Annotated in this window: 23 protein-coding genes and 2 tRNA genes; 17 read left to right on the top strand and 8 right to left on the bottom strand. The window is 66.4% G+C overall.

Features of this window, described 5'->3' with window-relative positions:
* Positions 1-187 precede the first annotated feature (187 nt).
* From moaA to HDG33_RS13640, 5 genes are all read left to right on the top strand, one after another.
* Complete coding sequence (gene moaA / locus HDG33_RS13660; RefSeq protein ID WP_184027933.1) at positions 188-1,297, top strand: GTP 3',8-cyclase MoaA; 1,110 nt, start codon at positions 188-190, stop codon at positions 1,295-1,297.
* A gap of 11 nt (positions 1,298-1,308) precedes the next feature.
* Positions 1,309-1,935, top strand: coding sequence for a molybdenum cofactor guanylyltransferase MobA (gene mobA / locus HDG33_RS13655; RefSeq protein ID WP_184027924.1), 627 nt, complete (start codon positions 1,309-1,311; stop codon positions 1,933-1,935).
* A 61-nt stretch (positions 1,936-1,996) separates the two neighbouring features.
* Positions 1,997-3,313 (top strand): gephyrin-like molybdotransferase Glp, encoded by a 1,317-nt coding sequence (gene glp, locus HDG33_RS13650; RefSeq protein WP_184027921.1) that lies wholly within the window; start codon positions 1,997-1,999, stop codon positions 3,311-3,313.
* Between the two features lie 100 nt (positions 3,314-3,413).
* The gene (locus HDG33_RS13645) at positions 3,414-3,689 is read left to right on the top strand and encodes a hypothetical protein (RefSeq protein WP_008923126.1); all 276 of its coding nucleotides are present in this window, start codon (positions 3,414-3,416) and stop codon (positions 3,687-3,689) included.
* Entirely contained in the window at positions 3,689-4,171 is a 483-nt protein-coding gene (locus HDG33_RS13640) for a GNAT family N-acetyltransferase (RefSeq protein WP_184027917.1), read from the top strand. The genes HDG33_RS13645 and HDG33_RS13640 overlap by 1 nt, the downstream gene beginning before the upstream one ends.
* 18 nt (positions 4,172-4,189) lie before the next feature.
* Here the strand turns inward: HDG33_RS13640 and HDG33_RS13635 are convergent, their stop codons facing one another.
* The 5 genes from HDG33_RS13635 to pncB form a co-directional block, all read right to left on the bottom strand.
* Positions 4,190-5,638 (bottom strand): DNA recombination protein RmuC, encoded by a 1,449-nt coding sequence (locus tag HDG33_RS13635; protein ID WP_184027914.1) that lies wholly within the window; start codon positions 5,636-5,638, stop codon positions 4,190-4,192.
* Positions 5,635-6,624, bottom strand: a complete 990-nt coding sequence (locus HDG33_RS13630) for a D-glycerate dehydrogenase (protein ID WP_184027911.1) — start codon at positions 6,622-6,624, stop codon at positions 5,635-5,637. Before HDG33_RS13630 ends, HDG33_RS13635 begins: the two co-directional genes overlap by 4 nt.
* 48 nt (positions 6,625-6,672) lie before the next feature.
* Complete coding sequence (locus tag HDG33_RS13625; protein ID WP_260330425.1) at positions 6,673-8,061, bottom strand: sodium:proton antiporter; 1,389 nt, start codon at positions 8,059-8,061, stop codon at positions 6,673-6,675.
* Positions 8,062-8,200: 139 nt separating this feature from the next.
* Positions 8,201-8,863 (bottom strand): lactate utilization protein C, encoded by a 663-nt coding sequence (locus HDG33_RS13620; protein WP_018421304.1) that lies wholly within the window; start codon positions 8,861-8,863, stop codon positions 8,201-8,203.
* Between the two features lie 186 nt (positions 8,864-9,049).
* Positions 9,050-10,246 (bottom strand): nicotinate phosphoribosyltransferase, encoded by a 1,197-nt coding sequence (gene pncB, locus HDG33_RS13615; RefSeq protein WP_184027904.1) that lies wholly within the window; start codon positions 10,244-10,246, stop codon positions 9,050-9,052.
* Between the two features lie 291 nt (positions 10,247-10,537).
* Here pncB and fdxA point away from each other — a divergent pair, with 291 nt between their 5' ends.
* The 8 genes from fdxA to HDG33_RS13575 all read left to right on the top strand — a co-directional run bounded on the left by fdxA (position 10,538) and on the right by HDG33_RS13575 (position 15,156).
* Positions 10,538-10,861: a ferredoxin FdxA gene (gene fdxA, locus HDG33_RS13610; protein ID WP_184027901.1), complete on the top strand. Its 324-nt coding sequence runs from the start codon at positions 10,538-10,540 to the stop codon at positions 10,859-10,861.
* Between the two features lie 120 nt (positions 10,862-10,981).
* Positions 10,982-11,057 (top strand) — tRNA-Asn (locus tag HDG33_RS13605).
* A 61-nt stretch (positions 11,058-11,118) separates the two neighbouring features.
* A tRNA-Asn gene (locus HDG33_RS13600) sits at positions 11,119-11,194 on the top strand.
* A 159-nt stretch (positions 11,195-11,353) separates the two neighbouring features.
* Positions 11,354-11,830 (top strand): CreA family protein, encoded by a 477-nt coding sequence (locus HDG33_RS13595; protein WP_184027898.1) that lies wholly within the window; start codon positions 11,354-11,356, stop codon positions 11,828-11,830.
* Between the two features lie 121 nt (positions 11,831-11,951).
* Positions 11,952-12,794: an AraC family transcriptional regulator gene (locus tag HDG33_RS13590; protein WP_184027895.1), complete on the top strand. Its 843-nt coding sequence runs from the start codon at positions 11,952-11,954 to the stop codon at positions 12,792-12,794.
* 178 nt (positions 12,795-12,972) lie between these two features.
* Entirely contained in the window at positions 12,973-13,734 is a 762-nt protein-coding gene (locus HDG33_RS13585) for an AzlC family ABC transporter permease (RefSeq protein WP_184027890.1), read from the top strand.
* Positions 13,731-14,054 (top strand): AzlD domain-containing protein, encoded by a 324-nt coding sequence (locus HDG33_RS13580; RefSeq protein ID WP_184027886.1) that lies wholly within the window; start codon positions 13,731-13,733, stop codon positions 14,052-14,054. The genes HDG33_RS13585 and HDG33_RS13580 overlap by 4 nt, the downstream gene beginning before the upstream one ends.
* Before the next feature lie 334 nt (positions 14,055-14,388).
* Complete coding sequence (locus tag HDG33_RS13575; RefSeq protein ID WP_184027882.1) at positions 14,389-15,156, top strand: DUF4088 family protein; 768 nt, start codon at positions 14,389-14,391, stop codon at positions 15,154-15,156.
* Positions 15,157-15,245: 89 nt separating this feature from the next.
* Here the strand turns inward: HDG33_RS13575 and HDG33_RS13570 are convergent, their stop codons facing one another.
* The 3 genes from HDG33_RS13570 to HDG33_RS13560 form a co-directional block, all read right to left on the bottom strand.
* Complete coding sequence (locus HDG33_RS13570) at positions 15,246-17,441, bottom strand: ATP-dependent helicase (protein WP_184027879.1); 2,196 nt, start codon at positions 17,439-17,441, stop codon at positions 15,246-15,248.
* 61 nt (positions 17,442-17,502) lie between these two features.
* Positions 17,503-17,736: a hypothetical protein gene (locus HDG33_RS13565; RefSeq protein ID WP_409259011.1), complete on the bottom strand. Its 234-nt coding sequence runs from the start codon at positions 17,734-17,736 to the stop codon at positions 17,503-17,505.
* Positions 17,737-17,746: 10 nt separating this feature from the next.
* Entirely contained in the window at positions 17,747-18,265 is a 519-nt protein-coding gene (locus HDG33_RS13560) for a hypothetical protein (RefSeq protein ID WP_184027875.1), read from the bottom strand.
* A gap of 335 nt (positions 18,266-18,600) precedes the next feature.
* Between HDG33_RS13560 and HDG33_RS13555 the strand changes: the two genes are divergently transcribed.
* The 4 genes from HDG33_RS13555 to HDG33_RS13540 all read left to right on the top strand — a co-directional run bounded on the left by HDG33_RS13555 (position 18,601) and on the right by HDG33_RS13540 (position 23,689).
* Positions 18,601-18,819, top strand: coding sequence for an RNA-binding S4 domain-containing protein (locus HDG33_RS13555; protein ID WP_013090085.1), 219 nt, complete (start codon positions 18,601-18,603; stop codon positions 18,817-18,819).
* 306 nt (positions 18,820-19,125) lie between these two features.
* Positions 19,126-20,550 carry an MATE family efflux transporter gene (locus tag HDG33_RS13550; RefSeq protein WP_184027872.1) on the top strand — a complete coding sequence of 475 codons (1,425 nt, stop codon included), beginning with the start codon at positions 19,126-19,128 and terminating at the stop codon, positions 20,548-20,550.
* Positions 20,551-20,877: 327 nt separating this feature from the next.
* The gene (locus HDG33_RS13545; protein WP_184027869.1) at positions 20,878-21,837 is read left to right on the top strand and encodes a bile acid:sodium symporter family protein; all 960 of its coding nucleotides are present in this window, start codon (positions 20,878-20,880) and stop codon (positions 21,835-21,837) included.
* 250 nt (positions 21,838-22,087) lie between these two features.
* Positions 22,088-23,689, top strand: coding sequence for a phospholipase D family protein (locus HDG33_RS13540; RefSeq protein ID WP_184028746.1), 1,602 nt, complete (start codon positions 22,088-22,090; stop codon positions 23,687-23,689).
* The last annotated feature ends 6 nt before the right edge of the window (positions 23,690-23,695 follow it).

Below are 23,695 nucleotides of genomic sequence, written 5' to 3'. Positions count from 1 at the left end.
CGTCGTTGTTCGTGAAAAAGCCCGCCCTTTCCGGCGGGCTTTTTCTTTAGGCGGTCATTTGTCGCCGCGAGCCGCGCCGCGCCGCTCCCCGTATACCCCGACAACGTCCGTCGCGCATCTGCCGCCACCGGCATTTCCGATAGAATCAAATCATCCCCGTCCGTTAAAGCACCTGACGAAGCATTTCATGTCACGACGCATCATCCCTGTTGCCGATCTCAGCGCGGCGCCGGTCATCACCGGCCCAGTGCAGACACCTAGCGGCGTGCTGCACGATGCGCTCGCGCGTCCGCTGCACGATCTGCGCATCTCGGTGACGGACCGCTGCAACTTCCGCTGCGTGTATTGCATGCCGCGCGCAGTGTTCGACAAGGACTATGCTTTCCTGCCGCACAGCGCGTTGTTGAGTTTCGAGGAGATCGAGCGGCTCGCGCAGTTGTTCGTCGCGCATGGCGTCGAGAAAATTCGCCTGACCGGCGGCGAGCCGCTACTGCGCAAAAACCTCGAATTCCTGATCGAACGGCTCGCCCGGTTGACCACGCCTGCGGGCCGTCCGCTCGATCTCACGCTGACCACCAACGGCTCGCTGCTCGCGCGCAAGGCGCGCAGCCTGAAGGACGCCGGCCTCACCCGCGTGACCGTCAGCCTCGACGCGCTCGACGACGCACTGTTCCGCCGCATGAACGACGCCGACTTCGCGGCCGCCGACGTGCTCGATGGCATCGCCGCCGCGCACGCGGTCGGGCTCGCGCCGGTCAAAGTCAACATGGTCGTCAAACGCGGTACCAACGACGGCGAAATCGTCCCCATGGCGCGTCATTTCAAAGGCACGGGCGCGGTGCTGCGCTTCATCGAGTACATGGACGTCGGCACCTCGAACGGCTGGAACATGACCGAAGTGCTGCCTTCCGCCGAGGTCGTCACGCGCATCGCCGAGCATTTCCCGCTGGTGCCGCTCGAAGCGCACAGCGCCGCCGAAACTGCGCAACGCTGGGGTTATGTCGACGGCGGCGGCGAGATCGGCGTCATTTCGAGCGTCACCCGCGCGTTCTGCGGCAATTGCACGCGCGCGCGTTTGTCGACCGAGGGCAAGCTATACCTGTGCCTGTTCGCATCGACCGGACATGACCTGCGCGCGCTGTTGCGCGGCGGTGCGAGCGATGCCGGGATCGCCACCGCCATCGCCGAAATCTGGCAGGGCCGCGGCGACCGCTACTCGCAGCTGCGCGGCAGCCAGCCGGCCGATCAGGGCGAGCCGGCCATGCGTCGCGTCGAAATGTCCTACATCGGCGGCTGAGCGGCCGACGCATGTCCATCCCCCGCGAACAGATCACTGGCCTCGTGCTCGCGGGCGGGCGCGGCACGCGCATGGGTGGCATCGACAAGGGGTTGCAGCCGCTGCACGGCGAACCGCTCGCCGCTCACGTGCTGCGGCGCCTCGCGCCGCAGACCGGCCCGCTGATGATCAGCGCGAACCGCCATCCCGACACCTACGCGGCGCTCGGCGCGCCATATCGCGCAAGGCTCGTCGCCGACACCCTCCCCGACTTTCCCGGCCCGCTCGCCGGCATGCTCGCCGGACTGCGCGCCGCCGGCACGGCGTACCTGCTGAGCGCGCCCTGCGATTCGCCGTGGCTACCGGCCGACCTCGCCGCGCGCCTCGCGGATGCGCTCGACGCGAACCACGCCGACATCGCAACGGTCACCACTGTCGACACTGGTGGAGAAACCTCCCTGCACCCGGTATTCGCACTGATGCGCACCGCCGTCGCGGACGACCTGGCCGCGTTTCTGGCCTCCGGCGAGCGCAAGGTCCGCGCGTGGTACGCGCGCCACAAGACGGTCGAAGTCGTCTTTGCCGACGAGCGCGCGTTCTACAATGCCAACTCGTTACAAGAACTCGCCGACCTCGAACGCAATCGGGGCCCCGGCTGACATCCGCTCCGGCCGCACGGCAACAGCCGCGCCCGTCACCGGTCGCGACGCCCAGCCATTCATGACCACGCTCAACGACTTTTCCCGCTGCGTCGCGCAGTACGATCCTCATGCGCTACCCGTCCCCGCCGCTCAGGCGATCGTCCGGCAGTGGGCGACGCCGGTCGCGGCCGTCGAGCGCCTGGCGTTGCGCGATGCACTCGACCGCGTGCTAGCCGCCGACATCGTGTCGCCGATCGACGTGCCCGCGCACGACAACTCCGCGATGGACGGCTACGCGTTCAATCACGCGGCGCTCGCGGCCGCTATGCGAGGCGGCGCGGACAGCGTCGAGCTGACGGTCGCCGGCAAGGCGCTCGCCGGTCATCCGTTCGCGGGCCGCGTCGCGGCGAGCCAGTGCGTGCGCGTGATGACGGGCGCCTGCATGCCCGCCGGTTGCGACACCGTCGTGCCGCAGGAACAGGTGCAGCGCGACGGTGCGGATTCCACGTCGATCCGCTTCGCCGCCAGCGCGGCGGCGGCGGGTGCGAACCGCCGCCGCGCCGGCGAAGATCTCGCGCGCGGCCACGTCGCGCTGCATGCCGGCCGCATCGTGCGCGCGTCGGACCTCGGCCTGCTCGCGTCGCTCGGCATTGGCGAAGTCAGCGTGCGGCGGCGTTTGCGCGTCGCGTTCTTTTCGACCGGCGACGAACTGCGCTCGCTCGGCGAGCCGCTCGACGCGGGCTCGGTCTACGACAGCAACCGCTACACGCTGTTTGCGATGCTGCGGCACCTGAACATCGACGCGCTCGATCTCGGCGTCGTGCGTGACGAGCCGGCCGCGCTCGAAGCCGCGCTGCGCAGTGCCGCGGCCAACGCCGACGTGGTGCTGACTTCGGGCGGCGTGTCGGTGGGCGAAGCGGACTTCACGAAGCAGCTGCTACAGACCTTCGGCGACGTCGCCTTCTGGAGTCTCGCGATGCGCCCCGGCCGGCCGCTCGCGTTCGGCCGCCTGTGGTCCGGCGCACAGCCCGGGCTCGGCAAACCTGCGCTATTCTTCGGCCTGCCCGGCAATCCGGTCGCCGTGATGGTGACGTTCTATCAGATCGTGCGCGAAGCGCTGCTGCTGATGGCCGGCGCGACGCCGCGGCCGCTGCCGGTGATTCACGCGACGAGCCGCGTGGCGGTGGGCAAGCGCGCGGGCCGCACCGAATTCCAGCGCGGCATCGCCGAACAGGACGCGCACGGACACTGGCACGTGAGCCCGACCGGGTCGCAAAGCTCAGGCGTGCTGAGCTCGATGAGCGAAGCGAACTGCTTCATCGTGCTCGGCCACGACGAGGGCGACATCGACGTCGGCGATCGCGTGTCGATCATGCTGTTCGACGGTCTCATCTGACGTTCCAGGCGGCGCATCGATCGCACGACATCGGCACCACAGCAGCACTTCATCGACACGCCACCCACTATCACTACTACGACACACGGGTTTGACTTACATGAAAAAACAGATCTCGTTCATCGCACCAGGACAGACGGCCAAAGCGCTGATCCTCGTGTATCTGACGTTCTCGGTGCCGATCGTGCTGCTCGGCGTGGTGGTCGCGTTCGTGCGCTATGGCTCGGTCGAGCTGAGCACGGTGTTCAGCGCGCTGCTGCTGAACGCGATCCTCGGCTTCGTGCTGTTGTGGATCGCGTGCCACGCCTACAACTGGGTCGCGTCGCGCTTCGGTGGTATCGAAATCCATCTGGCCGACGCACCGGAAGAAGCGTAATGCCCGCGACGATCCGCGCCGCCAAGCCCGCGGATACCGGCGCGATCTTCGCGCTCACCTACGAACTCGCGCAGTTCGAGAACCTCACGCACATCTTCGTCGCGACGGAAGATAGCCTGCGCGACGCGCTGTTCGGCGCGCGGCCGTCGATCGAAGCGCTGGTTGCCGAAGACGCGGGGAGCATCGTGGGCTATGCACTGTTCTTCCACAATTTTTCGAGCTTCGCGGGCCGCCGCGGGCTCTATCTCGAAGACGTCTACGTGCAGCCCGCGCAGCGGGGCAGCGGGCTCGGCACCGCGCTTCTGCGACACGTCGCGGCGCTGGCGGTGGAGCGCCAATGCGCTCGCTTCGAGTGGACCGTGCTCGACTGGAATCAGCCGGCGATCAGCTTCTATCAGAAGATGGGGGCGACGGTGTTGCCGGACTGGCGCGTCGTGCGCGTGACGGGCGATGCGCTGGTGCGGCTGGCTGCAAGGGCGTGAATTCCAGCGCCTCGCCCCTCATTGCTCATCAGGCTCCGCATTCGACAGCGCATCGCCGAGCAACCCGCTCGCCTCGTCGCCCGGTAACGCCTCGACGTCGCGCAGCTTGCGGTTCATCATGCGCGTGCGCGTTTCCGCGGCCTCGATCGAACGCGTGACGGTTTCGAGCTGCGCCTTGGTCTTCGCGAGCACGTCGCCGAATTTGCCGAACTCAGTCTTCACCGCGCCGAGTACCTGCCACACCTCGCTCGAACGCTTTTCGATCGCGAGCGTGCGGAAACCCATCTGCAGACTATTGAGCAACGCGGTCAGCGTGGTCGGCCCCGCAATCGTCACGCGATAGTCCCGCTGCAACAGATCCGTGAGTCCCGGTCGGCGCAGCACTTCCGCGTACAGGCCTTCGGTCGGCAGGAACAGCAGCGCGAAGTCGGTCGTATGCGGCGGCGCCACGTACTTCTCCGCGATCGTGCGCGCCTCCGCGCGAATTCGCACTTCGAGCGCGCGCGATGCTTCCTCGACCGCGACCGGATCGGCGCGCTCCTGCGCTTCGATCAGCCGCTCGTAGTCCTCGCGCGGGAATTTGGCGTCGATCGGCAGCCATACCGGCGTATTCGCGCCGCCGGGCTCCGGCCGCCCCGGCAGACGAATCGCGAACTCCACGCGATCGGCGCTCTTCGGCACCGTCGCGACGTTCTTCGCGTATTGATCGACGGTCAGGAGTTGTTCGAGCAAGGCTTCGAGCTGCACTTCGCCCCACGTGCCGCGCGTCTTCACGTTGGTCAGCACGCGCTTCAGATCGCCGACGCCGGCCGCCAGCGTCTGCATTTCACCGAGGCCGCGATGCACCTGTTCGAGCCGGTCGGACACGAGCTTGAACGACTCGCCGAGACGCTGCTCAAGCGTTGCGTGCAGTTTTTCGTCCACGGTGCGGCGCATTTCCTCGAGCCGCGTCGCGTTGTTCGCCTCGATGTCCTTCAGACGCTGCTCGATCGTCGCGCGCACTTCGGCGAAGCGCCGGTCGTTCGCCTCGGTTAGTTGCCCGAGTTGCAGGCTCAGCGTGTCGCCGAACTGCTTCAGCGAGCGGCCCTGCTCGTCGCGCGCCTGCTGCGCCTGCGCCTGCAGGCTGTGACGCACGGCGTCGAGCTGTTGCGCGAAGCCGTCGATCTTGCCGCCCTGCACCGTCGTCATGCTGCTGAACTGCGCGGCGAGCGTCTGCTGAAAATGCGCGAAGCCGCTGCTTTGCTCGGTGCGCGACACGCGCGCGGTCTCGGCGATGTCGTTGCGCAATTGCCGCTCGAGCCGCTCGGCGGTATGCGCCTGCGCGTCGACGACGGCATCGACGCGTTCGTTCAGCATCTCGAACTGTTCGCGCTGCTCCGTGCGGTCGTGACCGCGTAGCAGCAAGGCGAGTGCGATCACGAGGGCAACCGCCAGCACCGCGACGACCGCCGCCAGAATCATTGTCATGAACGCGCCTTGCCGAGCACGTCGGGATTGATCGGATTCGGCGGCTGACCGGCGCGCGGTCCTGCGCCGAGGCCGGCGATCAGGTTGTCCGCGGCGAGATTCGCCATGGCGCGGCGCGTGGTTTCGGTCGCGCTCGCGATGTGCGGCGTCAGCACGACGTTCGGCACGTTCAGCAGCGCCGGATGCAGCTGCGGCTCGCCTTCGAACACATCCAGACCGGCCGCCGCGATGCGCCTGTCACGCAGCGCGTCGGCCAACGCCGCATCGTCGACGATGCCGCCGCGCGCGATGTTGGTGAGCGTCGCGCTCGGCTTCATCAGCGCCAGTTCGGCCGCGCCGATCGTGTGGTGGTTGCCTTTGTTGTACGGCAGCACCAGCACGACGTGGTCGGCGCGCCGCAGCAGATCCTCTTTCGACACGTACTCCGCGTTCAGATCGGCCTCGATTTGCGGCGCGACGCGCGAGCGATTGTGATAGATGACCCGCATGTTGAAGCCCTGCGCGCGCCGCGCGAGCGCCTGGCCGATGCGGCCCATGCCGATCACGCCGAGCGTCGAACCGTATAGGTCGCTGCCGAGGAAGCCATCGTAGCTCCACTTCTGCCAATGTCCGGCGCGCAGCCAGTGCTCCGACTCGGCGATGCGGCGCGCGGCGGCCATCATCAGTGCCCAGCCGAAATCGGCGGTCGATTCGTTCAGCACGTCCGGCGTGTTGGTGCCGAGTACGTTCGCCGCGTTGAACGCGGCCATGTCGAAGTTGTTGTAGCCGACCGCCATGTTCGACACGACGCGCAGACGCGGTGCCGCGGCGAGCACGCCCGCGTCGATCATCTCGCCGGCCGTCAGCGCGCCGTCCTTGTCCGCGAGACGGCGCTTCAGTTCGTCGGCGGGCAACACGTCGCCCTCGTTCCAGTCGACGTCGAAGTACTGCTTGAGCCGGTCGATCACGTCGGGAAAGATCGAACGGGCAACGAGGATTTTCTGCAATGCAAGTCTCCGTATCGCACGTCGAGGGATTGTCTCGGCGTTGCAGAGTCAGCGTTCAAAAAAGAGCCGGCCGGTCAGCGCGAACAACGGCACCAGCACCGCGCCGGACCAGCCCAGATACGCAAAAAAGCTCGGCATGCGCACGCCGCGCGATTGCGCGATCGCCTTCACCATGAAGTTCGGCGCGTTGCCGATGTAGGTGTTCGCGCCCATGAACACGGCGCCGGCCGAAATCGCCGCGAGCGTGGTCGCGCCGGTGGTCATCAAGGTCTGCGCATCGCCGCCGGCCAGGTTGAAGAACACGAGGTAGGTCGGCGCGTTGTCGAGAAACGAAGATAGCAGGCCGGTCGCCCAGAAGTACATGATGTCGCGCGGCTCGCCTGACGGATCATTGACCAGATGGACGATGCCCGCGAACGCGCCGGCTTCTCCCGCGCGCAGGATCATGATGACCGGCACGATCGTCACGAAGATGCCGCCGAACAGTTTGGCGACTTCCTCGATCGGCGCCCACTTGAAGTCGTTGCCCGCGCGGGCCGCGCGCGGTGTCCACGCGAGCGATAGCAGCGTGACCACGATCAGCGCGGCGTCGCGCACGATGTTTTGAAACGCGACGTGCGTGCCGAGCACGTCGAATGTGATTTGCGGGCGCCACAGTCCGCTCATCAACACGAGCGCGATCACCGCGGCGAGCAGCACGAAATTGATCTTGCCGTCGATGCCGAGCGGCGCGCCGTCGGGCGTCGGATCGAGGAAAGCCGAACGCACTTCCTCGCGCTGGTGAAAGTAGTACGAGTCGAGTGCATAGAAAACGGCAAGTAGCATGCCGCTCACGAACAGCATCGGGGGCGCGAGATGCGTAGTGGTCCAGAAAAAGCTCACGCCTTCGAGAAAACCGAGGAACAGCGGCGGGTCGCCGAGCGGCGACAGCGAGCCACCGACGTTCGCGACGAGGAAGATGAAGAACACGACCACGTGGGTCACGTGGCGGCGATTGTCGTTTGCGCGCAGCAACGGGCGGATCAGCAGCATCGCCGCGCCGGTCGTACCCATCACGCTCGCGAGCAAGGTGCCGAGCGCGAGAATCGCGGTGTTCAGCCGCGGTGTGCCATGCAGGTTGCCGCGCACGCAGATGCCGCCCGCGACGGTATAGAGCGCGGTCAGCAGGATGATGAACGGGATGTACTCGTCGAGCATGGCATGCGCGAGCGCGCCGAGCGCCGCGCTCGCGCCGAAGCTCACGGCAAACGGCACGATGAACGCGAGCGCCCACGCCGCGGCGATCTTGCCGAAGTGGTGATGCCAGAGGGCTGGCGCGATCAGCGGAACGATCGCGATCGACAGCAGCACACCCGCGAAGGGCAAGCCCCACAACGCCGACAAGCGCGCGCCGTCGAGCGTCTCAGCCTGCACGGACGGCGAGCACAGCGCAAGCATCGACGCAACGGCGAGCCACCGGCCCGCGCGGCCCGCCTGCGAATTCATGCCGATACAGGCCGCCCGACGGCTTGCAACCGCACGCACGACAGATAACGCGTGTGTTGCGTATGCGCTGGCACGCCGCCGCGCGACGCGTTCAAGCATCCTGCACGACGATCGCATGCACCCGGTAGGGGCCGTGCGCGCCCAGCACGATGGTCTGCTCGATGTCGCCGGTGCGCGATGGTCCCGACACGAAATTGACCGCGCGCGGCAGCTCGCCGCGTTCCTTGCGGATCAGGTCGAACGCCTCTTCATGACCCGCGACGATCCGCGAGCCCGGCACGATCGCGATGTGCGTCTCCGGCAGCAGCCCGGCCGACGCATACGTCTCGGGACCGGACAGCAACACGAGCGTGCCGGTCTCCGCGGTCGCGCAGAAACAGCCGGTGAGACCGACCACGTCATTGTCTTGCGGCTTGCGAAATTCGACGGCGAGGCCGGCTGCAGCCCACGGCAGATCGCGCAGCGTTTGCCACGCGATGGCCTGCAACGGCAAACCGTGTTGCGTCAGATAGCGATGCGCGGCGGCGGGTACATCGGCGAAGGTTTGAACGGTGTCGACAGTACTCGCCATTTTCTGCGCTTCCTCGATGAAGCGCGCGCGCAGATCGGTGGGCATGTCCGGGCGCGGACCGGCCGGATGACGCGCGAGATAGTCCGCCGCGGCTTCGCGCTCGGCGGCGCTCGGTTCGGGCTCGCGCCCTTGCGCGGCGCGGATGCGCGCCAGGATGTTGCGGCGGGCAATCGATGTGTCCATGGGCGAAATCCTCGTGTCGACGGCCGTGCGATATGGCGAGGATTATACCGGCCGCGCTCCGCGCGAACACCCTGGCCGAACGGCATATTGCCGCCAGTCGATAGCGCGGCGACACGGTTCGCCGTGCCCCCGAACGCGAGCAGATCATGATCAGGCGATGAACCGAAAAGCAGTCCGCAAAGCGCGCTACCTGGCCGCCTCTTCTTCCGGCTGCGCGATGCCGAACACCTGGCGCAGATACGCGAGATACGCCTTGTCCTCGCACATGTTCTTGCCCGGCGAGTCCGACAATTTCGCGACCGGCTGACCGTTGCAACGAACCATCTTGATCACGATCTGCAGCGGGTTGTAGCCGAGGTCGTTGGTCAGATTGGTGCCCACGCCGAACGCTAGCTTGCAGCGGCCGCGGAAGCGCTCGTATAGCTGCAGCACCTTCGGGATGTCGAGCGCGTCGGAGAACACGAGGACCTTGGTGCGCGGGTCGCAACGATTCGCCTCGTAGTGTTTGAGCAGGCGCTCGCCCCAGTCGAATGGGTCGCCGGAATCGTGGCGAGCACCGTCGAACAGCTTGCAGAAGTACATGTCGAAGTCGCGCAGGAACGCCTGCATGCCGTACACGTCGGAGAGCGCGATCCCGAGGTCGCCGCGATATTCCTTCGCCCACATCTCGAAGCCGAAGATCTGCGAGTCGCGCAGCCGCGGACCGAGCGCCTGGCAAGCCTGCAGGTACTCGTGCGCCATCGTGCCGAGCGGTGTCAGGCTGTGCTTCATCGCGTAGAAGACGTTGCTCGTGCCGGCGAACTGCTCGCCGAGACCGTCCTTCAGCGTGAGGATCACTTCCTCGTGCCACTGCTTCGAGAAGCGGCGGCGCGTGCCGTAATCGGCGATCTTGCAGTCGGCGAACTCCGGACGAGCGCCGAGCAGTTGAATCTTGTCGAGCAGACGGCCACGGCCTACGTGATAGTCGGGCGTTTGCTGGGTGTTGCGGAAATAGACTTCGTTGACGATCGCGAGCACCGGAATTTCGAAGAGGATCGTATGCAGCCACGGCCCCTTGATGTCGATGTCGATCTCGCCATTGCCCTTCGGCGACGGCGTGATCGAAATGTACTTCTCGTTCAGATGGAACAACGCGAGGAACTCGATGAAGTCGCCCTTGATGAAGCGCATGCGGCGCAGGTAGTCGAGTTCGTCGTCGGTGAAACGCAGTTCGCAGAGCTTGCGCACTTCGTCGCGAATCTCGTCGATGTACGGCACCAGATCGACGTTCGGCGTGCGGCAGCGGAAGCGGTACTCCACGTTGGCGGCGGGGAAGTGATGCAACACCACCTGCATCATCGTGAACTTGTACAGATCGGTATCGAGCAGCGAAGTAATAATCATGATGGTACGAACTGGACCGCTGAAAAAACGAAAAGGGCTCACTGCACCCTTGCAACGGACGCGCTGAGCCGAGCGGCGCGCCAACCTGATGCATGTTACCCGAATGCGTCCGCATCCAGCGTGCCACCGGGCCTTCGCCGCCATTGCGCGGCCGCTCGCGGCACCCCATAAACTAATCACAAAAACATATAAGACGCACGGCCCGATGCTTTATGCGCCCGTTGACGTTACGTTACAATAACTCTTTTGGCGTCCGCGCCCTCCCCGATTCCGCATGCAGGAGCTGCCTGAATGACTCACGTTGTGACCGAAAGCTGCATCAAGTGCCGCTATACCGACTGCGTCGATGTGTGCCCGGTGGACTGCTTTCGCGAAGGTCCCAACTTCCTCGCGATCGATCCCGATGAATGCATCGACTGCGCTGTGTGCGTGGCCGAGTGCCCGGTGAACGCCATCTATGCCGAAGAAGACGTGCCGGGCGACCAGCAGGACTTCATCGCGCTGAACGCCGACCTGGCGAAAGCGTGGCCGAGCATCACGAAGACCAAGGCACCGCTGCCGGAAGCCGAGGAATTCAAGGATGTGAAGGAAAAGCTCGCGCTGCTCACGCGCTGAGCGCGGCCGCCTGTCACCTGCCTTGGGGCCGTTCAGATTCAGTATCAGGATGAACGCCGAGGTATTGACAGACGTTTCAGCTGCCTCTACAATTTCGCTTCTCTGCTGTTGTTGTTCTGTTCCTCGATAGCTCAGTCGGTAGAGCGCCGGACTGTTAATCCGTAGGTCCCTGGTTCGAGCCCAGGTCGAGGAGCCAAGAATTGCAAAAGCCCGTTAATCAGACGGGTTTTTTTATGTAGATCAAGTTGTACTGCTGTTCCTCGATAGCTCAGTCGGTAGAGCGCCGGACTGTTAATCCGTAGGTCCCTGGTTCGAGCCCAGGTCGAGGAGCCAAAAAATTTGAAAGGCCCGCATCCATGCGGGCCTTTTTGTTTTTGTGCCACGATGGACAGCCTCACGCGCGCCGCGCGCCGTTATACGATGGCGACTTCACGGCGCACGTTTCGCCCCGCTCTGGCGCTGGCCCACTCCAGACACTCAACCGGCACGCTCATGAAATCCACCTCGCTACGCATCGCGCTCGCGGCCGCCGGCACCCTGCTGCTTTCTTCGGCGCGCGGCGAAGAAATCGCCAGCGTCAATACGAATTTTCACGTTACCGGCTCCGACCGCGTGGTCGTGGAGGCCTATGACGATCCCATCGTGCAAGGCGTCACCTGCTACGTGTCGCGGGCGCGGACGGGCGGCATCAAAGGCACGCTCGGCATCGCCGAAGATCCGACCGAGGCGTCGATCGCGTGCCGCCAGGTCGGGGAGTTGCATTTCACCGGCCCCGTCAAGCAGAAGGACGACGTGTTCTCGGTCAGCATGTCGCTGATCTTCAAGTCGCTGCACGTGGTGCGCGTGGTCGACACGAAGCGCAACGCACTGGTCTATCTGACCTACAGCGACCGCGTCGTCAGCGGCAGCGCGAAAAACAGCGTGAGCGCCGTGCCGATGCCCACTGGCACGACGATTCCGGTCAAGTAAGGGCAAGTCAGGACAAGTACCGGCAATTGACGGCACCAGCGGCACGCAGCGCGGCGCTGCACACCCGCCGCCGTCCCCGACAACGACGCGTTAAACTGACCGGTCCAGCCAGACTTTCGTCATGACCGCCACCCCTCGTTTCCGCGATTCCGCCCGCTACTGGCGCACGCCGCTACTGCCCGGCGCGGATCTGCTCACCGCCGAATATCACGATCACGAGTTCGCGCCGCACTGGCACGACGCCTACACGATCCCGGTGATCGTCGCGGGTGCGGAATGCTATCGGTATAGCGGCGAGCACCATGTCGCCGAAGCGGGCAGCGTGCCGGTCATCAACCCGGGCGAGTTGCATACGGGGTCGAAGGCGGTCGAGGCGGGCTGGCGGTATCGCGTGATGTATGCGCCGGTCGGGTTCCTCTGCGCGCTGGCCGACGAAGTCGCCGGCAAGCCGCAGGCCTTACCGTGGTTCGCGCCCGGCGTGATCCGCGATTCCGATCTCGCGACGCGGCTCGCGCACGCCCACCGTCTGCTCGAAGCCGGCGACGACGCGCTCGCCGCCGAAACCGCGATGCTCGACGCGCTGTCCACGTTGCTGGTCCGCTATGCGCGGACGCGCCCCGCCACCGCTTGCGTCGCCACCGACGACACTCGCGTCGCACTGATGCAGGAGCGTCTGACCGGCGACCTCGTCGAACCGGTGACGCTCGCCGAGGTCGCGAAGGCAGCGGGTCTGTCGCCGTTCCACGCGGCGCGGCTATTCACCCAATCGACCGGCCTGCCGCCCCACGCGTGGCGCAATCAGGTGCGCCTGCAGCGCGCGCTCGCGCCGTTGCGCGCCGGCGTCCCGGTGACCGACGTCGCCGCCGCGAGCGGCTTCACCGATCAGAGCCATTTCACGCGGCATTTCCGGCGCATGTTCGGCGTGCCGCCGGGCCAATGGCAAGGAACGCAGCGCGGTTCGTAACGCGATGCGGCACCGCCGGCGCCGGCACCGCGCGCCGTGAGCGTGCCGCCGCAATCCGTCAGCCCGTCATCAGCCATCCCCCCGCTACACCGTAGCACCCCATCCGCAACCCGCCGCAAGAACGTACAAGTCCGAACGCCGGTCAGCCGCTATGCTTCCGACATCGAGGAGGCTTAGATTGACCGATTCCACCCAAGGCCAGCCCACCCGGGGCGGCCATCTCAAAGAATTCGCCGCCGGCGCGCGCGACATCATCCCGATGATGGTCGGCGCCGCGCCGTTCGGCGTCATTTTCGGCACGCTCGTGACCTCCAGCCCGCTGCATCTGTGGCACGGCCAGTTGATGTCGCTCGTCGTTTTCGCGGGCTCCGCGCAGTTCATCGCGCTCGGCCTGATCGCCGGGCATGCGAGCTTCGCCGTGATCTGGGCGACCACGCTCGTCGTCAATCTGCGTCACATGCTGTATAGCGCGACGCTCGCACCGCACGTCGCGCATCTGCCGAAGCGCTGGCGTTGGGCGCTCGGCGCGCTGCTCACCGACGAAGTCTTCGCGGTCGCGTGGGAGCACTACCGGCATCGCGAGCCGGGCACGGTCGGCCCGTACTACTTCTTCGGCGCCGGCGTCGCGATGTATCTGAACTGGCAGCTATGGACCGTCGCCGGCCTGCTGTTCGGCTCGGCCTTCCCCGGCCTGCAGTCGCTCGGTCTCGACTTTGCGATGGTTGCGACGTTCATTGCGATCGTCGTGCCGCAACTGGTCGCGCTGCGCTATATCGCGGCGGCCGTCACCGCCGGCACGCTGGCGTTTTTCTGGCAGGCGTGGCCGTATAAGCTCGGCCTGCTCGCCGCGGTGTTCGCGGGAGTCGCGGTCGGCGTGCTGCTGTCGATGTCGCGCCTGAACCTGCGTGGCGCACGCCGTCCCGTGGAGGCCACGCGATGAACTACGTCGTTCTGATCGTCGGCATGGCCGCGATTACGTGGTTGATCCGCGCGGCCGTGTTCGTGCTCGGCGACCGGCTCGTGTTCCCGCCGCTTCTGCGCACCGCGCTTAGCTTCGTGCCGGTCACCGTGCTGACCGCGATCATCGTCCCGATGGCCGTGTCGCCGCACGGCAACAACGCCGAGCTGAGCTGGCGCAATCCGCAGCTGGTCGGCGCGCTCGCCGCGATCGTCGTTAGCGCGCTGACGCGCCGGCCGCTGCTGACGATCGCAGTCGGTCTAGGCGTGTTCTTCGCCTGGCAGTGCGTGGTGCTGAAGTAAGCGCGCCCTGTCTCTACGCTCATCGACTCATCAGCGGTCCGTCGACACCTCGCCGCGTCGCGGGCCGCGCACTCCCGTTCAAGCGACTCCCAAGCGGGCCAGTGCCCGAAGCTTCCCTCCAAAGCGTCCGCGCGTCGCCGGGCCGCCCTCAAGTTTCCCGCTACCCCGCCGATATGCAGTCGAGGTCCGCTCATCGGGAGTCGTCCCGCTGGTTACGCGGCAACAGGCTGGAATCAAGCGCGTCGGCAACCGGCGTCGCGTCGCCTCGGTGCGCAAGCGGCCGGGCGATCTTGCGACGGCGCGCCGCGCGCGGCCGCATTAAACGGGATAACACATGGGTCAAATCACCCTGAAGCTCAAGGACGAGACCGTCGCGTCGCTGCGCAAGGACTTCGAGGCCTTTTTACGGGTCTCGCTGAAGCTCGATCCGCAGTTCGCGACGCCGTCGTTCGAGGATTTCTTACGCGCCAAGCTGCTCGACAACATGGTGCCGCTCACCGAGCACGCGGTACAGCGGATGCTGCAAGGCGGCCAGTACGCGTGGGCCAAACGCACGCTCGACAAGGAATTCCCGGACGTCGTGTCGATCCTGATGCGGCAGGCGGGCGAGTTCGGCTTCGGTTTCGCGGCGCGCTCGGAATGGACGCCCGAGGAGCTCACCAAGCAATGCCGCGACTGGGCCGCCGCAATCGTCAAGGAAGCGGAAGGCGACGCGACGCTGGTCGACCCCCTCGCTTCGCAGATCAAGAGCACCGTGCAGGACATTCAGGCACTCGAGGAAGTGATGCAGACGCCGGCATGGCGGCTCGTCGAATCGCTGCGCCAGCGCGTCTACGAGGCGAAGATCGCGTGCGAGACGAGCGTGGGCAGCACCGCGCGCGAGAAGCTCGGCGAACTGCGTGGGCTGTTGCGGCTAGGCATCTCGCACGGCACGTTCCAGAAGCAGGAAGCGCAGCAGATCATGGAGTATCTGCGGCTCTTGAAGCCGGAGATTTTCGTAGAGGAGCCATACGACGTGTTCTCGCGGCTCGCGGCATGGCTGCGCAATTTCTTCGTGCCGCCGCCTCCGGTCGCGCAGCAACAGCAGCGGCAGTCGCGCTGAGCTTCCACTGACCCGCGCGGCGCACGTCCCTTTGTCGGATAAACGCGCCCCCTGCCCGCGCGTCGATCCCAACTCGCGGTGCTAACCGCTCAATCCCACAACTTCCTGAGCTTCGCCGCGATCTCGATCTTCGCCTGCGCGGCCGCGGCGAGCCCAGCCGCGCTCGGCGCGCTCGCCACCGCAATGCGCGGCCATGCATAGGCGTCGAACAGCGGCAGCATCGGCGTGGCGATGAAGCGCGTGCGCGACGCCCACACATGGCGGTCGCCCAGATGCGTCTGGTTGTGCACGTAAAAGCGCTGCGGCACGACGATGTGCAGGTCTTCCTTCGCGCGCGTCATCGCCACGTAGAGCAGGCGCCGCTCCTCGTCGATTTCCTCGTCGCTGCCGGTGCCGAGATCGGAAGGAATGCAGCCGTCGACGCCGTTCAGCACGAACACGTTGCGCCACTCCTGACCCTTCGCCGAATGGATCGTCGACAGGATCAGGTAGTCCTCGTCGATCAGCGGTACGCCGGATTCGTCGCTGGTCGCGTCGGGCGGATCGAGCGTCAACTCGGTCAGGAAGCGTTCACGCGACGGATACGTACCCGCGATGCTTTCCATCTGCAGCAGGTCCGCGTGACGGATCGCGGCGTCCTCGTGGTTGCGCTCCAGATGCGGCTCGTACCAGCGCCGCACCATCTCGAACTCGGCGGGCCACGGCGTTTGCCGGCCGTACACGCTCGACATCAGCTTGACGAACGGATGCCAGTCTTCCTGCGTGCGCGCGGGCGCCGCAAACGCGGCCAGCACACCGCCCGCGGTCGCGACCGGATCGCCGCCGTCCGCGCGCGCGACGATGTCGTCGAGCACCTTCGCCGCGGTGGCCGGGCCGACGCCCGGCAGCAGCTGCACGACGCGAAAGCCGGCGACGCGATCGCGCGGATTCTCGGCCCAGCGCAGCACTGCGAGCACGTCCTTCACATGCACCGAGTCGAGAAATTTGAGCCCGCCGAACTTGACGAATGGAATGTTGCGGCGCGTGAGCTCGATCTCGAGCGCGGCGCTGTGATGCGCGGCGCGAAACAGTACCGCCTGCGACTTCAGCTTCACGCCCTGCTCGCGCGCCTCGAGCACCTGCTCGACGACGTAGCGAGCTTGCGCGGCATCGTCGGCGACCGTGACGAGGCGCGGGCGCTGCGCCGACGCCTTGTCGGTCCACAGATTCTTGGTGTAGCGCTCGCTCGCGAGTTCGATCACCGCGTTCGACGCGGCGAGAATCGGCTCGGTCGAGCGATAGTTGCGCTCGAGCGTGACCTGCCTGGCGGGCGGCTCGAACTGCGTGGGAAAGTCGAGGATATTGCGCACCGTCGCGCCGCGAAACGAATAGATCGACTGCGCGTCGTCGCCGACCACGGTCAGGCCACGGCCGTCCGGCTTCATCGCGAGCAGGATCGACGCCTGCAGGCGGTTGGTGTCCTGGTATTCGTCGACCAGAACATGATCGAAACGCGCCGACAGATCGGCCGCGATGCTGGGCTCGGCGGCCATGTGCGACCAGTAGAGCAGCAGATCGTCGTAGTCGAGCACGCTCTGCTTCTGTTTGGCGTCGACGTATGCGGCGAACAGCCGGCGCAGATCGTCCTCCCACTCGCGACACCACGGAAACGCGCGGTCCAATACCTGGCCGAGCGATGCGCCGGTGTTGACGACACGCGAGTAGATCGCGAAGCAGGTGCCCTTCGCCGGAAACCGCCGCTCCTTCGCGGACAGTCCAAGCTCGTGGCGCACGAGATTCATCAGGTCGGCGGAGTCTTCGCGGTCGTTGATCGTGAACGCGGGCGCGAGGCCGATCAGATCCGCGTATTCGCGCAACAGCCGCGCGCCGACACTATGGAAGGTACCCGCCCACGTGAGCCCTTGCGCGAGCGCGGCGCGTGGGCCGACGGTAGCGGCCGCGGCGCCCGCGATGCGGGTCACGCGGCGGGTCATTTCGAGCGCCGCGCGGCGCGAGAAGGTCAACAGCAGGATGCGCTGCGGATCGGCACCCTTCACCACCAGATTGGCGACACGGTGCGCGAGCGTGTTGGTCTTGCCGGAGCCGGCGCCCGCGATCACGAGCAGCGCGCCGGGCAGCGCGTCCGGCGTGTCGGTCCCGTATTCGACGGCTTCGCGTTGGGCGTCGTTGAGCTTCGCTAGCCAGGCGGCGGTATCGAACGACGGAGCGGATTCGGCGACGGTGGACACTGATCGGTTTCGCGGGTTGGATGGATTTTCAGGATGCGACGCACACTGTATATCCATACAACCTCATGCGACAAGCGCCCCTTTTTTCGGGCGCCTATCCGCCGGTCTATGCCGCGAACTACTGTTTCTTTGCGTCCTTCACGTTGGCAGCAGCGCTGGCCTTGTCGGCGTCGGCCTGCGCGTCGGCTGTGGTCTTGTCCGCTTTCGCCTGGGCGAGCGCTGCTTTCTTGTCGGCCTTCACCTGTGCTTTCGCGGCTCTTTTGTCCGCATGCGTGGGGGCTGCCGCGGCCGGGTCGGTCAAGCGACCGACACCCGCGGCGCGCGCGCCTCGCAGACCCACGCGCCGCGGCATCCAGCAGGGCTTAGTGCTTGACGTCCGCGCCATCGCCCTGCGCGGCAGCCTGCCCTTCCATGTTCATCTTCATTTCGTTATTGGCGGTCTGTTTGTCCGCCTTCTGGTTCAGCTTCGCGCCGCGCACCTGCTCCTTGTACTGGTCCTTCGCGGCCTTCTGCTCCGCCTTCAATTCCGCTTTCGAGGACTTCCTGGCCGCGCGATACTCGGCGTTGGCCTTCGCGTCGGCGTCGCGCTTCTGCACGAGCGGGTCGGTGGAGCCCGAAGCCGTCAAACGGGCCGGCGGCGGCGCCTCGACGCCTTGCGCGGCGGGTGCGCCCGGGACTTGCTGCATGCCTTGCGTCGAAGGCGGCACCTGCATGCGCTGGGCGCCAGCCGCGGACGGCGGCGCCATGCCGGCGGCGCCCTGGCTCTGGATCTGCGCCTGAGCGCCGATGCCTGCTGCCGGTTGCGCGGTCTGCGCAACGGCGGCCGTCGCGGCAAAAGCAGTGAGGGCGGTACCGATCAGGAGCGAACGAATCTGGGTCATGGCTATCCTCTCTGGAGTTGTTGTGACACGGGCGGACTCTCTGGCGTCGTGATGACGGAACGTCGCGCGCGCCTCGTCCGGTCTGTGCGTCGCTGGATGGGCGGCCGGGGAGCGATCCCGGAAGCCAGCGGGCTTTGTTGCTGAACTGCACTCTAGGAGTGAAATCCGTCCGTTGCGACCAGCGTTACGGAACGTTTCACTTTCCGACAACTGAATAACATCTACTTTCATTTGCTTGCGCGAAGGGCTCGCTGGATGGCCGCGCCGCCGCTCCGGGTGCGCTTGCTTTATGATGCGAACCCCAACGCGACCCCGTGCCCAAAGGTGCAAACGCCATGCCCAACCTCAATTTCACGCTGACCGGCGAATACGTCGAACTCCACAATCTGCTGAAGATCACGGGCCTCGCGGATAGTGGCGGCTCCGCGAAAATGATGGTCGCCGACGGCGCCGTGATGGTCGATGGCCGGGTCGAGACGCGTAAGACCTGCAAGATCCGCGCGGGCCAGGTCGTGCTGCTCGGCGATACGCGGATCGCGGTCCACGAAGGCTGACGGCAGTCCGGAAAATCGCAGGACGGCACGCACCAGAAACGTGCGTCGTCCATCGACAGCGGCCGAGGGAGGCAATAAGCTGTCGGTTTCGACAGGTAAAGGACGGACCGCGCGACGGACCGCGCCACGGGCGAGGAGTCGGCTGATCGGCTCGGTGCCGCGTCGCGGTTTTTTCCCGTCCGCTGCCCGGCCGCTCCAACGCCGGTCGGAGCGCGCGGCGAGATGCAATGCGGCGCCGCTCGCGCCCGCCTTTCGCTGTTACCACCGCTGTTGCCACCGCTGCCACTTTTCGCCGTCAGGCATTCGATGACTCAACCCAGCTTCGCCCGCGCGGCCAGCCGGCCGCCGACCCTATCCCGCCACGCGGCCGACACCGCGCGGCTCGCCGCGCCGCTCGCGATCGCGCAACTGTCGCAAATGGCGATGAGCGTCACCGACACGATCCTGCTCGGCTCGCTCGGCCCCGATGCGCTCGCCGCCGGCGGCCTCGGCGCGAACCTCTTTTTTGTCGTCGTCACGCTGCTGCAGGGCGTGCTGACCTCGGTCAGCGTCAGCGTCGCGCACGCGCGCGGCGCGCAGGACGACGGCCGGGTGCCGCATATTTACTGGACCGGTTTCGTGCTGTCGGTGCTGCTGTCGGTGCCGGCGTTCATCCTGCTGTCGTTCGCGTCGAGGATCCTGCTCGCGGTCGGCGAACCGGGCCTGCTCGCGCACAACGTCGGCCGATACGCGGCGGTGTTGCGCTGGGGCGCACCCGCGAGCCTGATCGGCGTCGGCCTGATGCGCTCGTTTCTGCCGGCGATCGGCGCGGCACGGCGCCTGTTGTGGGTGTCGATCGCGAGCGTCGGCGTGAACGGCTTCCTGAACTACGGGCTCATCCACGGCGCGTACGGGCTGCCGCGGCTGGGTTTTCTCGGCTCGGCGGCCGCGACCACGATCACCGTGTGGCTGACCGCGCTCGTGCTGATGGCGCTGCTGCATCTGCGGCCGCGCTTCCGCCGTTTCGTCGTCGCGACGCGGCCGAAGCTGCCGTTGATGGGCGAATTGTTCGGCATCGGCTGGCCGGTCGCGATCACCTACGGCGTCGAGTCGACGCTGTTCCTCGCCACTGGCCTGATGGTCGGCCTGCTCGGCGAATCGCAACTGGCCGCGCATCAGATCGCGCTGAACGTCGCGTCGGTCGCGTTCATGGTGCCGCTGTCGATCGGCCAGGCGGCCAACGTGCGGGTCGGCTACTGGGCCGGCGCCGGTCAGCCGCTCGCCGCGCGCCACGCGGGCTTCGTCGCGCTCGCCCTCGGCGTCGGCTTCATGTCGATGTCGGGCCTCGTGCTGATCACCGCGCCGCACTGGATCGTCGGTCTGTATCTGCATCTGGACGACCCGGCCAATGCGCCGACCATCGCGCTCGCCAGTTCGCTGCTCGGCGTGGCGGCGATTTTCCAGATCGTCGACGGGATGCAGGCGGTGGGCTCCGGTTGTCTGCGCGGCCTGAAGGACACGCGCGTGCCGATGATCGCCGCCGCGTTCGGCTACTGGGTGATCGGTTTTCCGACCGGCTATCTGCTCGCGTTTCACGCCGGCCTCGGCGCGCGCGGCTTGTGGTGGGGGCTCGCCGCAGGTCTCGCGAGCGTCGCGCTACTGATGACGCTGCGTTTTCACAGGCTAAGCCGGCGGCAGGCGCCGACGGCGGCATCGGCCACGCCGCCCGCGCGCTCGGCTCGAGCGAAGTAGCGGCAAGCCCCACTCCTGAAGCACTCCCTGCAAAAGGTAAAATGGCCGCCGCGGCACGCGAGCGCCAACCCGCGCTCAAGCGCCACGAACCGCACGACGGCGCGCCTCACGAAGGCAGGCGCCGGACTGGCGCCGCTCGCGCGCTCACCATCGCCCGCGTCGCGTGCGGCTTCAATTGGCCGCCCGTTTTTGCCGCGCTTTCGCCACGGCGCTTGGCCGTAGCCGCTTCACCCGCTTTGGCGCAGCAAACGCCGCAACGCCAGCCGACACCCGGCCGCGCCGCAGCCCCGCTTTCCCGCGATACAACATAACCAAGGACCACCCGCCATGCTTGCCCGCGTCACCCGCCTGTTCCCGCTCTGGGCCGTGCTCGTCTCGGTCGCCGCGTACTTCTCGCCGGCCTCGTTTTCCGGCGTTGCGCCGCACGTCACCACGCTCCTCACGATCATCATGCTGGCGATGGGCGTCACGCTGTCGGCCGGCGATTTTCTGCGCGTGTTTTCGCGGCCCGCGCCGGTGATCGCCGGCATCGTGCTGCACTACCTCGTGATGCCGCTCGCCGCGTGGGTCATCGCCAGGGCGCTGCGCATGCCGCCCGACCTGACCGCCGGCATGGTGCTGGTCGGCAGCGTCGCCAGCGGCACCGCGTCGAACGTGATGATTTATCTCGCGCGCGGCGACGTCGCGCTGTCGGTGACGATCAGCGCGCTGTCGACGCTCGTCGGCGTGTTCGCGACCCCGCTGCTCACGCGCCTTTACGTCGACGCGTCGATCGTCGTCGACGTGCACGGCATGCTGATGAGCATCCTGCAGATAGTCGCGCTGCCGATCGTCGTCGGTCTCGTCGTCAATCATCTGTTCGGCAAGCTCGTGCGCAAGATCGAACCGATCCTGCCGCTCGTGTCGATGGTCGCGATCGTGCTGATCATCGGCGCGGTGGTGGGCGGCACGCAGAAGAGCATCGCGTCGGTGGGCCTCGTCGTGATGGTCGGCGTCATCCTGCACAACGGCATCGGCCTGCTCGGCGGCTACTGGGGCGGCCGTCTGCTCGGTTTCGACGAAGCCGTCTGCCGTACGCTCGCGATCGAAGTGGGCATGCAGAACTCCGGTCTCGCCGCGACGCTCGGCAAGCTCTACTTCACGCCGCTCGCCGCGCTGCCGGGTGCGCTGTTCTCGGTCTGGCACAACCTGTCGGGCTCGCTGCTCGCCGGAGTGTGGGCGGCTCGCCCGGCGAAAGGCTCGACCCATCCCGACGGCGAGCGCGCGCTGCACGGCGGGCGCGTCTGATAGAGCGGCGGCGCGCCGCGGTTCGCATCGGGTGATGGATCACCGAACCGCGGCGCCCTCCCGACCGACGCGCGGCACTCTGCTGCGTTTGCAGACGAACGACGAACACGCGCCCCAATTCCCTTAGAATGGTTTTCTCGACAGCGTGCGCAGGCCTTCGCTGTCGCCACGCGAAAAGCTTGCAAAACAAGGGGAAAACAGCGTGCAGGGCCAATTCGAACAACATCGGCGGGCCGCGCGCCGCCACTCGATAGTCAGCACGACGAGGCAATTTTTCCTGCTCTGTTGCGCGGCGGCATTGGTGACCGCCTGCGCGACGAAGCCGCCCGCCACCGCGTTCGACCGCCAACTCACGCACGCACTCCCCGCCACCGCGGATACGCCGCTGTGCGAAGCGCTCGCGCCGTTCGAGGCGAAGCATCCGGAGCAGTCGGGCTTTCGCGTGCTGGCGAACGGCACCGACGCGCTGCAGATGCGCATCGCGCTCGCGCGCGCGGCGACCAGAACCCTCGACATGCAGTACTACATTGCCAACGAGGACACCACCGGCAAGCTGCTGCTCGGCGCCGCGCTGTATGCGGCCGATCACGGCGTGCGCGTGCGCATGCTGGTCGACGATCTGAACTTCAAGGACATCGACCGCATCATGGCGGGGCTGAACTCGCACGACAACATCGAGATTCGCGTCTTCAATCCGTTCGGCAGCGCCCAGCAAGGCATGTTCGAGCGCACCACGAACGTATTCACGCAGATCGGCCACTTCACGCGCCGCATGCACAACAAGGCGATGATCGCGGACAACCAGCTCGCGATCGTCGGCGGGCGCAATCTTGGCGACGAGTACTTCAGCGCCAGCGAAACGCTGCAGTTCCGCGACATGGACGTGCTCGCGGCCGGCCCGATCGTCGCCGACGTCTCAGCGAGTTTCGACGACTACTGGAACAGCGACCTCGCCTATCCGCTGCGTGCGCTGAACAAGCAGAAATTCGACCAGAAAGAACTCGACCAGACGCGCGACGACCTGCGCCACCACTGGCGCACCCATGCCGATCCGTACAACGCGAAACCGCTGAACGCGACGCCGCTCGCCGCGCAGATTACGAGCGAGCAGCTCGGCCTCACGTGGGCGGGTGCGGAATTCAGGGCGGACCTGCCGGAGAAGATCGCACATCCGTCGCCGGACTACGTGAGCCCGCCGCTCGCGCGGCTGCGCGAACTGATGCGCGACGCGCAGCACGACTTCCTGATCGTGTCGCCCTACTTCGTGCCGCACGCGTCGGGCGTGCAGGCGGCCGGCGAGCTCACGCGCCGCGGCATCCGCATCGCAGTGCTGACCAACTCGCTCGCGGCTACCGACGCGGTCGCCGTGCAGGCCGGCTACAGTCCGTTCCGGGTGCCGCTGCTAAAGGCAGGCGTCGAACTGTACGAATTCAGGTCATTCCAGGACACGCCGAACGTGGGGCTGGTCGGCTCGCGTTCGCGCGCGAGTTTGCATGCGAAGACTTATGTGATCGACCACCAGATTCTCGTCATCGGCTCGATGAACCTCGACCCGCGCTCGGCCAATCTGAACACCGAGCTCGCACTCGTGATCCACAGCCCCGAACTCGCGAATCAGGTCGCCGGCATCTTCGAGCGTGCCATCCAGCCCGATCACAGCTACCACGTGACGCTCGCCGACGCGGCCCAGCTCGCCTATCTGCGCTCGATCGGCGCGCCCCTGTCGCCGCTCGTCTGGACCAACGTCGAGAACGGCCAGACACGCACCTACATTTTCGATCCGCAGGCCGGTTTTTACCGGAATGCGCTAACGGGTCTATTCTCGTTATTGCCTGTCAACTCGGAACTTTGAGAAGCG

Source organism: Paraburkholderia sp. Cpub6, from assembly GCF_014201065.1.
In the GTDB taxonomy this organism is placed as follows: domain Bacteria; phylum Pseudomonadota; class Gammaproteobacteria; order Burkholderiales; family Burkholderiaceae; genus Paraburkholderia; species Paraburkholderia tuberum.
Note: the sequence above shows the minus strand (reverse complement) of the source record. Positions and strands in the feature narration are given on the sequence as shown.